Origin of the sequence: Sanguibacter sp. Z1732 (assembly GCF_051020515.1) — a bacterium.
GTDB lineage: Bacteria > Actinomycetota > Actinomycetes > Actinomycetales > Beutenbergiaceae > CALKWS01.
Window position 1 is genome coordinate 2,087,746 of record NZ_CP194857.1, and the last position, 13,461, is coordinate 2,101,206.

Genomic DNA, 13,461 nt, shown 5'->3' on the forward strand with positions numbered 1-13,461 from the left:
AATGCGACGCATCCACACGGCTGCCGCCGTCGCGGGGGCTGCGGCCCTGATTCTCACCGCAGCATGTTCCGACTCCTCCACCGCCACCGGCGACGGCGACGGTGACGGCTGGTCGATCCCGGAGGAGGATCCGACTGCCACGATCCAGGTCCTGGGCCACCAGGACGCCGAACTCATGGAACCGGTCATCGAAGTCTTCCACGAGGACCACCCAGACATCACCGTGGAGTACGAAGCGGTGCCGTTCGACCAGTTGAACTCGGTGCTGGATGCGCGGATCGCGAACCAGGACGGAAATCCGGATGTGTACTGGGCGGACCAGCCGCGGGTGGCGGCGCTGGCTTCCCGGGGTTATCTGGAAGACCTGACCGAGCAGTTCGCGGACCTGACCGGAACATTCGACAGCGCGCCGGTGGAGTCCAGTTCCTTCGACGGCAGTCTGTGGTCGTTGCCGATCGCGAACTCCACGCAGTTGCTGTACTACAACGCCGACCTGCTGGACGAGGCCGGTGTCGAGGCGCCCTCGGGTGAGATCTCCGAGCGGATCACGTGGGAAGAGATCCGCGATCGAGCCCAGCAGGCAGTCGACGGCGGGGCCGAGCACGGCTTCCTCTTCGGCCAGGTGCACCGGTACTACCAGATCCAGCCGTTGCCGCAGTCCAAGGGCGGCTCCGCCGGCGCCTCCGACGACCTCGGCCTCGAGCCGGACATCACCTCCGAGCCCTGGGTGGAGTCGATGGAGTTCTACCAGTCGTTGTTCACCGAGGACCTGTCCCCACTGGGCGTGACCCCGGAGCAGTCCAGCGCCGAGTTCATCACCGGCAACACCGCCTTCTTCGTGCAGGGCCCGTGGCTCCTTCCCCAACTCGACGAGGCCGAGTTCACCTGGGGCGTGGCCCCGCACCCCTACTTCGAGGGCGGGGAGCCGGTCACCCCCACCGGCTCGTGGTCCCTGGGGATGAGCCCGTTCAGTGATGACAAGGAAGCCGCCGCCGTCTTCATGCGGTGGATGTCGGCTGACAACGGTGGTGGGTACGCCGTGAACTTCGGGGCACCGGAACTTCCCTCCACACCGGAAGGCAAGGAGGACTACTTCCAACGCGATGTGTTCGACTCCGACGCCGGTCAGGACGCCGTGACGATCATCGACCACGAGACGGCCGAGACCGCGGTGCCGCGTCTGCAGACCGTCGGCTTCGTGGAGTTCGAGGAGATCCTCGGCCGGGCCTTCTCCGACATCGCCTCCGGTACGGACCCGGAGACTGCGCTGCAATCGGCTCAGGATGAGTTGACCAACGCGTGGGCACAGTACGAGTAGGGCGCGATCAGACCAAGCTCATGACTGCCCTTACTCGGTCCACCACCGGCCCCACCCGCACCCCGGCACAGCGCCGGGGTGCGGGCGGGTCCGGCCAGCACAAGCGTTCACGCCGCCGGGCCAAGGAACTGGCCTGGGTCGCGGTCTTCCTGGCCCCGGCCCTCCTCACGATCATCACCCTGAGGATCGCACCCACCGTCAGCGCAGCGGTGGACAGCCTCTACCGGGGCTTCCCCGGTGGCGTGCAGCCGGCGGACTTCAGCGGCCTGACCAACTACGCCACGCTCTTCTCCAATGACATGTTCCGCGACACCGTGGTCCGCACGCTGGTGTTCAACGTCATCATCAACCCGCTGCAGGTGGCCTTGGCACTGGCCGTCGCGGTGCTGGTGACCCGGCGGATCGCGGCGCCGGCGCTATGGCGCACCCTCATCTTCATCCCCGCGACGGTCCCGGTCGTGGGGTCCTCGATCGTGTGGGGCATCGGGCTGCGGCCGAACGGACCGATCAACGCGATCATCGATGCCCTCGGTGGGAACCGCCAGCCGTTCCTCACCTCACCCGCCCAGGCGATGGCCTCGATCATGGTGGTGATCTCCTGGATCGGCATCGGCTACTGGATGTTGTTCCTCATCTCTGGTCTGCAAGCGATCCCCGAGGAGTACATGGAGGCGGCGAAACTGGACCGGGCCGGTCCGATCCGCACCTTCTTCTCCATCACGCTGCCGCTGCTGAAGCGTCCGCTGCTGTTCGTCCTGGTGGCGTGCACGGTTGCCAACTTCGTCCTGTTCGTGCCGATCCAGATGCTCACCAACGGTGGTCCGGAGAACAGCACCACGATGCTGATGTTCAACGCGTACCGGACCACGTTCACCTACTCGAGCAAGAACCTCGGTGCCGCCGAGGTGATGATCCTGACCGTGTTGATGCTGGTCTTCGTCGCGCTGCAGTTCCGGCTGTTGCGTGAGGACCGACCCGCGAGGAGCAAACGATGAGCGCAGTAGCCAGTCGCCGTCGCGGCCGCCTGGAGCGCAAGTCCGCGATCCTGACCCTGGCGGCCATGGCGGCGTCGGCCATCTTCATCCTGCCCGGCCTGTGGCTGGTGGTCGGGTCGGTGCGGCCCGGCTCGGAGATCTTCAGTTCCGTCTCACCGCTGAGTTGGCGCATCCTGGTGCCCAGTTCGGTGAGCCTGGACAACTACGTGAACCTGCTCAGCGGGCCGTTCGGCCGGGCCCTGATCGTCTCCCTGGTGGTGTGCCTGCTGACCGTGGGCATCGGCCTGGTGCTCAGCGCCACCGCCGCCTACGCCCTGGCGGTGCTGAACTTCCCCGGGCGGGGCGCGGCGTTCGCGTTCGTCGTCGTCAGTTTCATGGTGCCGTTCGAGGCGATCGCCATCCCCCTGTCGCAGTTGTTCACCGGATGGGGGGACCAACACCATCATGGGTCTGGTGCTGCCGGGCATCGGCAACGGGCTGGCCATCTTCAACCTGCGGCAGTACTTCCTGGGCATCCCGAACTCCTACCGTGAGGCCGCCACCCTGGATGGTGCCTCGGAGGCCCGGATCCTGACCAATGTGTACGTCCCGATCGGTGGCGTGGCCCTGGCGAACTCGGCTTTACTGATCTTCCTCGGACAGTGGACCGCCTACCTGTGGCCCTTGCTGGTGGTCTCCGAGGCGCGGCTGCAGGTGGCACCGGTCGCCCTCGCACGAACCTTCGGAGAACATTCATTCGACTACGGGCAGAACTTCGCAGGAGCGGTGGTGCTGTCCCTGATCCCGGCGGTGATGATGTTCATGTTGCAGCGCTTCTTCGGCGGCCTCTCGCTCACCACAGGTGAGAAGTGACTCAATCGACGCACTCCCGGCAGGTGGTCGTCGTCGGCTCGGCGAACGTGGATTACCTCATGCGGGTGGACCGTTCGCCGTGCCGGGCCAGACCGTCCTCGCCGAGGAGTTCCGCAAGTCCCCCGGCGGGAAGGGGGCGAATCAGGCAGTTGCCGCGGCCCGCCTGGGCGGCCGGGTCTCGTTCATCGGATGCGTCGGCGACGATGACGACGGCGCGATGCTGCTGCGCGTGCTGCGAAGTGAAGGCATCGACATCTCCGATGTGGAAACTGTCGGGGACCAGGCCACCGGGCTCGCGGTCGTCGCGGTCGACCGATTCGGGCAGAACTCGATCCTCGTGGTGCCCGGAGCGAATTTCGCGATCAAGGCCGATCGGGTGCGACGGGTGATCCGAGCATCGGCCCCCGGAGCCGTGCTGACCCTCCAGGCGGAGATCGACCCGGAGGTGATCGCCGCCGCGATCGACGCCGCTGCCGTACAGGGACTCAGGGCGGTGCTGAACCTGGCCCCGTTCATCCACCTGCCGGCGCAGTTGCTGGCGACGTGCGATCCGCTGGTGCTCAACGAGTCCGAAGCCAGTGAACTGCTCGGTGAGCCGGTGCGGTCGGTACCGGTGGCGTTGCGGGCGGCCCAGGAGCTACGCCACCGGAGCCGGTCGGTGGTCATCACCCTGGGGGAGCAGGGCGCGGTCTGGGCCGATGCTCACGACGCGGGCGCGGTCGAAGCCGAACGGGTTGAGCAGGTCGTCGACACCACCGGTGCGGGCGACGCGTTCGTCGGTGCCCTCGCCGTGCACCTCGCCGGTGGCGCCGACCTGGCGGACGCGGTCCGGGTGGGCGTGGCGGCCGGAACCTTCTCGGTGACCCGCCCGGGCGCCCAGTCCTCCCACCCGACGGCGGCCGATCTGGCCCCGATCCTGAGCCCGCTGCGAGTCCGTTGAGGGCTCGGTGTTGGTAGCGTCGGGCACGAGCGGAAGGGGAGGTGCAGGTGGCGGTAACGCGCGCCCAAGTGGCCGCTCACGCTGGGGTGTCCCCCGCCGTGGTCTCCTACGTGGTGAACGGAGGGCCCCGACCGGTGTCGGCCAGGACCAGGACCAGGTTGCGGGTGGAGGCGGCCATCGCCGAACTCGACTACCGGCCGAACCGGATCGCGGCGGCACTGCGCGCGGCGACGACCCACTCCATCGGACTGCTCACGCCCAGCCCCACCAACCCGTTCTTCGCGGAGTTGTCCGCCACGCTCATGCGGGAGTTCTCCGCTCGCGGAAAGTCCCTGTCCGTGGCCGTCACCGATGAGGATTCCGACCTCGAGTTGCTCCACCTGCGCTCCTTCCTCGACCGGCAGGTCGACGGCGTCATCCTGACCTCCGCCGGATCGGTCGTCGCGATGGAGGAACTGGGACCGCACTCGGTTCCGGTGCTGGTGGTCGATCGGGTCGGGACCATGGAGGTCCCGGCCTTCTCCCGGTTGCATGTGGAGAACACCCATGGTGCCCGGCTCGCGACCGAACATCTCCAGCAGCACGGTCACGAGATCATCGGATGCATCGCGGGCCCGCCGACGGAGAAGTTGGTGGCCGAACGGATCCAGGGCTGGCGGCAACAGCAGGACGGCCGGGACGACGACTTCGACTCCCTGGTGGAGCACGGGGACTTCTCCGCCGCCGGTGGTCACGGCGCCGCGCACGCCCTGCTCGGTCCGGGGTCCCGTCGTCGTGCTTCCGGCAGGCCCGCGCCCACGGCACTGTTCGTGACCTCGGACGTCCAGGCCTTCGGTGTGCTGCTGGCGTGTCAGGAACTGGGCCTGCGGGTGCCGCAGGACGTCGCGATCGTCAGTTTCGACGGCACCGAACTGGCGCGATTCGCCAACCCGCCACTGACCAGCGTGCGCCAGCCGATCGAGGAGATCGCGCGCGTGGCCACCGAGGTGCTGCTCGCCCGGATCGCTGACCCGGCGCTGGAGCCGGCACACCAGACGTTCAAAGGCACCCTGGTGATCGGACGCAGCTGCGGCTGTGACGACCGGGCCGAGCCTGCGCCCGATGGTCTGCCGGCAGAGCATCGGTAGGTGGCCGGCCTACATCTCCTCCAGTTCCTTGCCCTTGGTCTCCGGGACGAACTTCCACACGAACAGCAGCGACAGCACTGCACAGGTGGTGTAGAAGCCGTAGGCGAACCCGAGGCCCAGGTCGGCCATCGCGGGGAATGAGGTGGAGATCGCGAAGTTCGCCAGCCACTGGGCTGCGGCGGCCAGACCGAGCGCGGTCCCGCGGATCACATTGTTGAACATCTCGCCCAGCAGCACCCACACCGCGGGACCCCAGGTGGCCCCGAAGAACACCACGAACAGGTTCGCCGCGATGAGGGCGGCTACGCCGGCCCCACCGTCCAGCACCGGCTCGAGTTCGCCGTCGGCGCCTTCCACCACCCGCGCGGTCGCGAACAGGAACGCCAGCGCGCCCAGGGACACCGACATCCCGAAGGATCCGATGAGCAGCAACCGGCGCCGGCCGATCTTGTCGATCAGCGCGATCGCCACGATGGTCACGGCGATGTTGGTCACGGAGGTGATGACGGTCTGGGTCAGGGGGCGTCGGCCTCGGTGAAGCCGACCGACTGCCACAGCGCCGAGGAGTAGTAGAAGATCACGTTGATGCCGACGAACTGCTGGAACACCGACAGGCCGATCCCGATCCACACGATCGGCAGCAGGTTCCTCCCGCCGGGGTTGAGCAGGTCACGCCACGTGGCTCGCTCCTCGCGCACCACCGTGCGGGTGATCTCCTTGATCCGTTCATCGACTCCGACCCGCATCACCTGGCGCAGCACGCCGCGGGCGTCCTTCTCATCCCCGCGCGCCACCAGGAACCGGGGCGACTCCGGGATCGTCAGGGCGAGCACGCCGTAGGCGAACGCGGGCACCACCTCCACGATGAACATCCACCGCCAGGCCTCCAGCCCGAACCACAGTTCCTCGGCGGCGCCGCCGGCCGTGGCAGCCAACCAGGCGTCGGACAGCAGCGCCACGAAGATGCCGGTGACGATGGCCAGCTGCTGCAGCGAGCCGAGGCGGCCGCGGATCGGGGGGGGGGCGATCTCGGCGATGTAGGCCGGGGCGATCACCGACGCCGCGCCGATCCCCATGCCCCCCAGCAGCCGCCAGCCGATCAGGTCCGCGGGGCCGAACGCCAGGCCCGAGCCCAGCGCGGACAGGAAGAACAGGGCCGCGGCGATCACCATCACCCGCACCCGCCCGATCCGGTCCGCCAACCGGCCGGCCAGGTAGGCGCCCACCATGCACCCGAGCAACGCCGAGGACACGGTGAAGCCGAGCAGCCCCGGGCTCATCTCGAACTGCGCCTCGATGGCGCTGACCGCGCCGTTGATCACGGCGGTGTCGAACCCGAACAAGAAGCCGCCCAGCGCCGCCACGGTGGCGAGTTGGACCGCCTTGCCGGTGTGGTAGTCGGTCGATTCCGCAGTCGACATCTGCCCTCCCCGTCCGGTTCGTCCGGTCACAGTAGCCGCGGAGGGACGACTGCGCTCGCCGAGGTTCTGAGCACGCCTGCTGCGCTACGCCGCGGTGAGGTCCTCGGCGTCGATGATCCGGTAGGCATAGCCCTGCTCGGCCAGGAACCGCTGGCGGTGCGCGGCGAACTCCTGGTCCACGGTGTCGCGGGTGACCACGGCGTAGAAGTGAGCGGTCTTGCCGTCGGCCTTGGGGCGCATCACCCGGCCCAGCCGCTGGGCCTCCTCCTGCCGGGACCCGAAGGACCCGGAGATCTGGATCGCCACCGACGCCTCGGGCAGGTCGATGGAGAAGTTGGCCACCTTGCTCACCACCAGGGTGGGTACCTCACCGGTCCGGAAGGCCTCGAACAGTTTCTGCCGTTGCGGCACCGTGGTGGCCCCGGTGATCAGGGGCGCGTCCAACGTCCCGGCCAACTCTTCCAGCTGGTCCAGGTACTGCCCGATGATCAAGGTCTGCTCGCCGTCGTGCTTCTTCAGCAGCTCCCGCACCACCGCGGTCTTGGCGGGCGCGGAGGCGGCCAGCCGGTATCGGTCCTCCGGTTCGGCGATGGCGTAGGCCATCCGGTCGCGCTGGGACAGGTCCAGCCGGATCTCGATGCACTCGGCCGGGGCGATGTAGCCCTGGGCCTCGATGTCCTTCCACGGCGCGTCGTAACGCTTGGGCCCGATCAGGGAGAACACCTCGTCCTCCCGGCCGTCCTCGCGCACCAGGGTGGCGGTCAGCCCGAGCCGGCGCCGGGCCTGCAGGTCCGCCGTCATCCGGAAGATCGGGGCGGGCAACAGGTGCACCTCGTCATAGACGATCAGGCCCCAGTCGCGCGCGTCCAGCAGTTCCAGGTGCGGGTAGGCACCCTTCCGCTTGGTGGTCAGCACCTGGTAGGTGGCGATGGTGACCGGGCGGATCTCCTTGCGGGCCCCGGAGTACTCCCCGATCTCCTCCTCGGTCAGGGAGGTGCGCGCCACCAGTTCGTCGCGCCACTGCCGTGCCGCCACCGTGTTGGTCACCAGGATCAGCGTCGTGGTGCCCGAGCGGGCCATTGAGGCCGCACCCACGATCGTCTTGCCCGCTCCGCACGGGAGCACGACGACGCCGCTGCCGCCGTGCCAGAAGGTATCCACCGCTTCGGCCTGGTAGGGGCGCAACTGCCAGTCGCCGGTGCCCAGTTCGATGGCGTGCTTCTCGCCGTCGACGTACCCGGCCAGGTCCTCGGCCGGCCAGCCCAGTTTCACCAGCACCTGCTTCAGGTGCCCGCGCTCGGAGGGGTGGACCACGACGGTCTCGTCGTCGATGCGGGTGCCGAGCAGACCCTGGGTCCGCTTGGCCCGCGTCACCTCCTCCAGCACCGGTTTGTCCAGGGCGTGCAGCACCAGACCGTGTTCGGGGTGCTGCATCAGTTGCAGCCGCCCGTAGCGCGACATCGTCTCGGCCACGTCCACCAGCAGGTGATGGGGCACCGGGTAGCGGGAGAAGCGCAGCAGGGTGTCGACCACCTGCTCGGCGTCGTGCCCGGCGGCGCGGGCGTTCCACAGTCCCAGCGGGGTGAGCCGGTAGGTGTGGATGTGCTCCGGGGCGCGCTCCAGTTCAGCGAACGGGGCGATCTCCCGCCGGCACTCGGCGGACTGTTCGTGGTCGACCTCGAGCAGAAGAGACTTGTCCGATTGCACGATGAGGGGTCCGCCGGTCATCGGACCATTGTCACCCACCGATGGGTTCAGTTCGCAATCAGGGTCCGACGACGGCGGGGGACGTGTGCGTGATCTCTCACCGGGGGATGGGCTTCTCGGGGCGCCGCCGGGCGCGATCGCGGTACCTCGAGTTCGACTCCGCCCCACTCCTGGAACGCGCCTCGGGCGCGCAGATCGCGACTGCGGAATCGGACGGTCACGACACCCGCAGCACCGAGAAGTGGAAGGCCCCCTCGACGAAGTAGTTGCGCGAATAGATCACCGGAGCGCCCTCGCGGTCGAAGTGCGCCTGCCGCAGCAGCAGATACAAGGGCTGTGCAGGAGGGTCCTCACCCCACGCGATGCCCTCGTCGTGGACGGCATGGATGGCCGTGGAGGCATAGGCCGGGGTGTTGATGCCACGGGAGCGCAGCAACTCGAAGAGAGACCCGTCGAACTGAGTCGGCTGGTAGGGGCCAGGGAAGATCCCGTCGATAATCTCCTCGTAGCAATAGGCGACAGTGCGGTGATCGGCCTGGAATGAGCGCTCAAGGTACAGAACTTCGCTGTCTGGGTCGATCCCGAGGCTGTCGGCTGCTTCGGGCGTGACGCCCCGCTTCTCCGCCGTACGGCACGTGGCTCCTGACTCGAACCCTTGCTGGCGGATCGTCTCCGTAGTCGAACGCAGTTCCTGCAAGCCGGCACTGACGCGGGAGCCCAGCGCCGTTACGAAGGTCCCCGAGCCGCGCCGGGTGTGGACCAAGCCCTGGGACTCCAGAAGTTTCAGCGCCATTCGAACGGTGGATCGGGATACGCCGTAGGTGGCGCCCAGGTCCCCCTCGGTGGGCAACTGGTCCGCCGTGGCCCACTCCCCGCTTTCCAGCCGCTCCTTCAAACTGCGCATCATGCGCACGTGGAGCGGCTCGTCATTCGTGAGTGATCGCGATGTATCTGCCATGGCTCCATCCTGACGGTGGTTGTGCGCCTGAGCACAGTATGTAGCGCCTCGTTGGGTCCGGGTCGCGAGTCTGATGCGCCTTTACTCGGTCCCTGTCATCGCGTTGACATTGCCACAAATGCCACCGTAATGTGCAGGCATCAGTTGACTGACAACTGCCAACTTACATGTTGTCTCCACGAGACACTTCGACGCGGAAGAGTTGAGAAATGAAGAGGATCACACTGGTGCCGGCGCTGGCAGCCGTCGCGCTCGTCCTGGCTGCTTGCAATGGAGACTCCGCCGGCAGCAATGGTGCCGATGAACAGGAGGGCGCCGGAGGCACGGACCAACTAGTCATCTACGCGTCCCACCCCACGGAGATGGTCGACCACTTCGTGGCCGCATTCCAAGATGAGAACCCCGGCATCGAGGTCGACCTGATCACTGGTGGTACCGGTGATCTGCTCGGGCGGATCCAGGCGGAGGCCGAGCGGCCCCAGGGAGACATCATGTGGGGCGGCAGTTCTACGACAGGGGGTTCCTCACCCGAGTTGTTCACGCCTTACGACTCCGAGGTCCTCGACGCCATCGATGAGGCCTACATCGATCCGGCTGGTTTCAACGCCCCCTCGGATGCGTTTGCGATGGTGATCGTCTATAACACCGACCTTGTGGATCCTGCTGATGCTCCGACGAGTTGGGCAGACCTGACCGACCCGCAGTGGCAAGGGAAGGTCCGGTTCGCGAACCCGGCCTCGTCCAGCTCCTCCTACGCGGCGCTGGTCAACTGGTTGATCGCCTATGACTGGGACTTCGTCGAGGATCTCGCGGGCAACTTCGTCATCGATGACAGTTCCAGTGCCCCGTTCACAGCCGTGGGGCAGGGTGAGTCGGAGATTGCCGTCGCCTACGAAGAGGGCGCGTACCGATGGTTGGAGAGTGGGAACGTCGAGATCGTCTACCCGGAGGACGGTGTGGTGCTCCTGCCTGGCGGTCTGTTCCAGATCGCTGACGGACCGAACCCGGACAACGCGAGAGCATTTGCCGACTTCGTCCTCTCGGCCGAGCAGCAGCAGGCCTTGGTGGACGACTTCCCGGGGCGTCGGCCCACCCACACCGAGGTAGACCTACCCGAGGAGATGCCGGCTGCCGACGAACTCAATGTTCTCGACTACGCCAGCGCCGATGCCGAGGAGAACCAGGACGACAACCTCGAGCAATGGCGTCGCATCATGATCGAGGCCGGCTGACCTTCCCACGACCCACTTAGTGGGATCGGCCCTGCGCGCGTGCTTGTGGCAGTGCGTAGGGCCGCCCCCGTCCACCAGGAGCCCATCGTGTCCGCACGCACCACCGACGCCGCTGGCGTCGAACTTAGTGATGTCACCATCAAATTCGGCGATGTCGTCGCTGTGTCCCAAGTTGACCTGAAGATCCGTAGCGGAGAGTTCTTCACGCTGCTGGGTCCATCAGGTTGTGGGAAAACAACCCTGCTGCGCGCCATTGCAGGTTTCAACCGCCAAACCCGGGGAAGCATCGAACTGGCCGGAAAGGTCGTCGACGCCATTCCGGCGCATCGACGCGACACCGGTATGGTCTTCCAGAACTACGCCGTGTTCCCACACCTGAATGTCTGGGACAACGTGGCCTACGGCCTCAAGCCCCGCAAAATCGTGGGAACTGAGGCCGATGAGCGGATCCGCGAGGCGTTGTCGATGGTGGACCTCACCGGCTATGAGGAACGCCAACCCAAGCAACTCTCCGGTGGTCAGCAGCAGCGGGTGGTCATCGCCCGCGCGATAGCCATCCGCCCGAGTGTCTTGCTCATGGACGAGCCGCTGGCGAACCTGGATGCGAAACTGCGCGTGCGCCTACGCAACGATCTGCGTCGCCTGCAGGAGGACCTGGGCATCACCACGATCTACGTCACTCACGACCAGGAGGAAGCTCTCACCCTGTCCGACCGGATCGCGGTGATGAGTGCCGGCAAAGTGATGCAGGTTGGCACCCCGGATGAAATCTACGACGCCCCTGCCTCGCGCGGGGTTGCCGAGTTCATCGGGGAGGGCACTTTCCTCCGGGGGGTGGCCGAACATGTAGACGGTCAGTCCGTGGTGAAACTAACGAACGGCTCGTCCCTCGCCGTCGCCGATGAGGCGTTGACGGGCCCGGTCTGGGTCGGAATGCGCCCGCACGACATGCAGATCGTCCAGGCACAGCACGGAGCCAACGGCTTGCGCGGCACGATCGTCTCACGCTCCTACCTCGGTGCCTCGGTGCAGTTCATGGTTGATTGCGGCGTCGAACGACCTGTCATGATTCAGCGCTACGCCCACGGACTGGGCAAGGTCAACGTCGGCGACGATGTCATGTTTCACATCGACCCCAGCCGTGTGCTGACCTTTCCCGGGAGCGACGAGAAGGCCGAACTATGAGCGCAGTAGCGTCCCCCCTTCGCGGTCGGCTGACGTTCTGGTCAAGCGTCACCATCGGTGGGTTGATCCTGTTCATCGGCTTGCTGATCATCCCCCTGGGTCGAATGATCCTGTCCTCGATGACCGACGTTCCTGGTGACACGGTTCTGCAGACCTACCTGGACTTCTTCCGGTACGGCTACTACTACGAGACCCTGATCAACAGCCTCGTCGTCAGTACCGTTGCGACGGTCCTGGCCACCATCGTCGGGACACCGCTGGCCTATTTGGTCACCCGTTTCAATATTCCAGGCAAACTCCTCGTGCGTGCCGCGATCGTGCTCACCTTCGTCTCTCCGCCCTTCATCGGCGCGTATGCCTGGATCCTGCTCTTGGGGCGCAACGGCGTGATCACCGGGGGGCTCGCGTCCCTTGGGATCAACATGCCCACCATCTACGGGATGCGCGGCATCATCCTGGTCTTCACCCTGCAAGCGATGCCGTTCATCTTCCTCATGGTCAGTGCGGGCTTGAAGACCGTCGATCAGAGTATTGAAGATGCCGCCACCAACCTCGGCTACCGGCCATTGCGCGTGGTGTTCAGCGCAATACTGCCGCTCATCGTCCCGGCGATCTCCACAGGTGCTCTCCTGGTCTTCGTGACCTCCTTCTCTGACTTCGGCACACCGATGATCGTCGGAGAGAACTATCGGGTCTTGGCCTCCCTCATCTACACCGAGTTCATCAACGAGCACGGCGGGAATCCCGCCGTGGCCAGCGCTCTGTCGCTGATCATGCTGGTGGTGACGATCGGGGCTCTGGTGCTGCAGCGCTGGTACGCCCGTCGACGCTCCTTTGGCCAGGAGACCGTTCGCCCTCTGCAGCCGCGCAGGCTCACCGGATGGCGTCGCGCCCTGGCCACGGCCTACGTGTACACGGTCGTCCTCGCCGCGTGCTTGCCACTGCTGACCATCGTGGTCTCCTCGTTCCTCCAGACCAGGGGCCCCTTGCTCACTGCGTCCCTCACCTTCGAGAACTACGCCAGCGCGGTTCGGCTGCCACGATCACTGGTCAACACTCTGGTCTTCTCCAGCATCGCCACGGTGCTCTGCGTGGTCGCCGGAGGCCTGATCGCTTACGTCGTCGCCAGGCGCCGGAACAAGTTGGTCGGCGCCTTGGACTTCTTCTCCATGGTTCCCTACGCCGTCGCCGGGGTGGTCCTCGGTATCGCACTGAGCGTAACCTTTGGGGGTTCCCCCTTCTTCCTGGCCGGCACCGCGACGATCTTGATCCTGGCCTACTTCATTCGGCGGTTGCCGTACTCGATCAGATCGATCTCGGGCATGCTGAGCCAGATCGGTACCCAGACCGAGGAGGCCTCGGTCAACCTGGGCGTGGCTCCGGCGAAGACGTTCTGGAAGGTCACCGTACCGATGGTCGCGCCGGCGGTGATGTCCGGAGCTCTGCTCACCTTCGCCACGGTGGTGCGGGAATTCAACTCCACGGTGATCCTGTATTCCGGGGCTACCCGCACGATGCCGGTGGAGGTGTTCGCGCAGGTCCTGCAGGGCAACTTCGCCAGCGCCTCAGTGGTGGGCACGGTGCTCATCGTGGTCAGCTTGGTGCCGATCGTGTTGCTCTTCAAATTCATGGGTAAAGACGAGGAGTTCCTGGTGTGAGGAACTCGGCACGGGACCTAACAGATCCATCCGAACCACCTCTCAGCACTTCGGACCCGTTCCGCCTC

The 13,461-nt window shown here is 66.3% G+C and carries 11 protein-coding genes and 1 pseudogene; 9 read left to right on the plus strand and 3 right to left on the minus strand.

The features are described 5' to 3' along the window. The first annotated feature begins 1 nt into the window (after position 1). The 6 genes from ACRRRO_RS11100 to ACRRRO_RS11125 all read left to right on the plus strand — a co-directional run bounded on the left by ACRRRO_RS11100 (position 2) and on the right by ACRRRO_RS11125 (position 5,232). Positions 2 to 1,318 carry an ABC transporter substrate-binding protein gene (locus ACRRRO_RS11100; protein ID WP_424798028.1) on the plus strand — a complete coding sequence of 439 codons (1,317 nt, stop codon included), beginning with the start codon at positions 2 to 4 and terminating at the stop codon, positions 1,316 to 1,318. Between the two features lie 20 nt (positions 1,319 to 1,338). Then, positions 1,339 to 2,313 (plus strand): carbohydrate ABC transporter permease, encoded by a 975-nt coding sequence (locus ACRRRO_RS11105; protein ID WP_424789064.1) that lies wholly within the window; start codon positions 1,339 to 1,341, stop codon positions 2,311 to 2,313. Beyond that, positions 2,310 to 2,846 (plus strand): carbohydrate ABC transporter permease, encoded by a 537-nt coding sequence (locus ACRRRO_RS11110; RefSeq protein ID WP_434081533.1) that lies wholly within the window; start codon positions 2,310 to 2,312, stop codon positions 2,844 to 2,846. Before ACRRRO_RS11105 ends, ACRRRO_RS11110 begins: the two co-directional genes overlap by 4 nt. Next, the gene (locus tag ACRRRO_RS11115; RefSeq protein ID WP_434081534.1) at positions 2,767 to 3,165 is read left to right on the plus strand and encodes an ABC transporter permease subunit; all 399 of its coding nucleotides are present in this window, start codon (positions 2,767 to 2,769) and stop codon (positions 3,163 to 3,165) included. Before ACRRRO_RS11110 ends, ACRRRO_RS11115 begins: the two co-directional genes overlap by 80 nt. Positions 3,166 to 3,244: 79 nt before the next feature. After that, entirely contained in the window at positions 3,245 to 4,105 is an 861-nt protein-coding gene (locus tag ACRRRO_RS11120; protein WP_434081535.1) for a ribokinase, read from the plus strand. Positions 4,106 to 4,152: 47 nt separating this feature from the next. Then, entirely contained in the window at positions 4,153 to 5,232 is a 1,080-nt protein-coding gene (locus ACRRRO_RS11125) for a LacI family DNA-binding transcriptional regulator (protein ID WP_434081536.1), read from the plus strand. 9 nt (positions 5,233 to 5,241) lie between these two features. On the opposite strand, the pseudogene ACRRRO_RS11130 reads toward ACRRRO_RS11125, so the two are convergent. From ACRRRO_RS11130 to ACRRRO_RS11140, 3 genes and pseudogenes are all read right to left on the minus strand, one after another. Continuing rightward, positions 5,242 to 6,653: pseudogene (locus tag ACRRRO_RS11130) on the minus strand (sugar porter family MFS transporter). An 84-nt stretch (positions 6,654 to 6,737) separates the two neighbouring features. Then, positions 6,738 to 8,381 (minus strand): DNA repair helicase XPB, encoded by a 1,644-nt coding sequence (locus tag ACRRRO_RS11135; protein ID WP_424798024.1) that lies wholly within the window; start codon positions 8,379 to 8,381, stop codon positions 6,738 to 6,740. Between the two features lie 196 nt (positions 8,382 to 8,577). Then, positions 8,578 to 9,318 carry a GntR family transcriptional regulator gene (locus ACRRRO_RS11140; protein WP_424798023.1) on the minus strand — a complete coding sequence of 247 codons (741 nt, stop codon included), beginning with the start codon at positions 9,316 to 9,318 and terminating at the stop codon, positions 8,578 to 8,580. 209 nt (positions 9,319 to 9,527) lie between these two features. On the opposite strand from ACRRRO_RS11140, the gene ACRRRO_RS11145 reads away from it, so the two are divergent. From ACRRRO_RS11145 to ACRRRO_RS11155, 3 genes are all read left to right on the plus strand, one after another. Continuing rightward, a complete protein-coding gene (locus ACRRRO_RS11145) occupies positions 9,528 to 10,550 on the plus strand; it encodes an extracellular solute-binding protein (protein WP_424798022.1) in 1,023 nt (340 codons plus the stop codon). An 87-nt stretch (positions 10,551 to 10,637) separates the two neighbouring features. Then, complete coding sequence (locus tag ACRRRO_RS11150) at positions 10,638 to 11,735, plus strand: ABC transporter ATP-binding protein (protein ID WP_424798021.1); 1,098 nt, start codon at positions 10,638 to 10,640, stop codon at positions 11,733 to 11,735. Next, the gene (locus ACRRRO_RS11155; RefSeq protein WP_424798020.1) at positions 11,732 to 13,393 is read left to right on the plus strand and encodes an ABC transporter permease; all 1,662 of its coding nucleotides are present in this window, start codon (positions 11,732 to 11,734) and stop codon (positions 13,391 to 13,393) included. Before ACRRRO_RS11150 ends, ACRRRO_RS11155 begins: the two co-directional genes overlap by 4 nt. Positions 13,394 to 13,461 lie beyond the last annotated feature (68 nt).

Coding starts and splice junctions, on each gene's coding strand:
- ACRRRO_RS11110 (WP_434081533.1), top strand. CDS start 2,310: ATGAGCGCAGTAGCCAGTCGCCGTCGCGGCCGCCTGGAGCGCAAGTCC.
- ACRRRO_RS11155 (WP_424798020.1), top strand. CDS start 11,732: ATGAGCGCAGTAGCGTCCCCCCTTCGCGGTCGGCTGACGTTCTGGTCA.
- ACRRRO_RS11140 (WP_424798023.1), bottom strand. CDS start 9,318: ATGGCAGATACATCGCGATCACTCACGAATGACGAGCCGCTCCACGTG.
- ACRRRO_RS11100 (WP_424798028.1), top strand. CDS start 2: ATGCGACGCATCCACACGGCTGCCGCCGTCGCGGGGGCTGCGGCCCTG.
- ACRRRO_RS11145 (WP_424798022.1), top strand. CDS start 9,528: ATGAAGAGGATCACACTGGTGCCGGCGCTGGCAGCCGTCGCGCTCGTC.
- ACRRRO_RS11105 (WP_424789064.1), top strand. CDS start 1,339: ATGACTGCCCTTACTCGGTCCACCACCGGCCCCACCCGCACCCCGGCA.
- ACRRRO_RS11135 (WP_424798024.1), bottom strand. CDS start 8,381: ATGACCGGCGGACCCCTCATCGTGCAATCGGACAAGTCTCTTCTGCTC.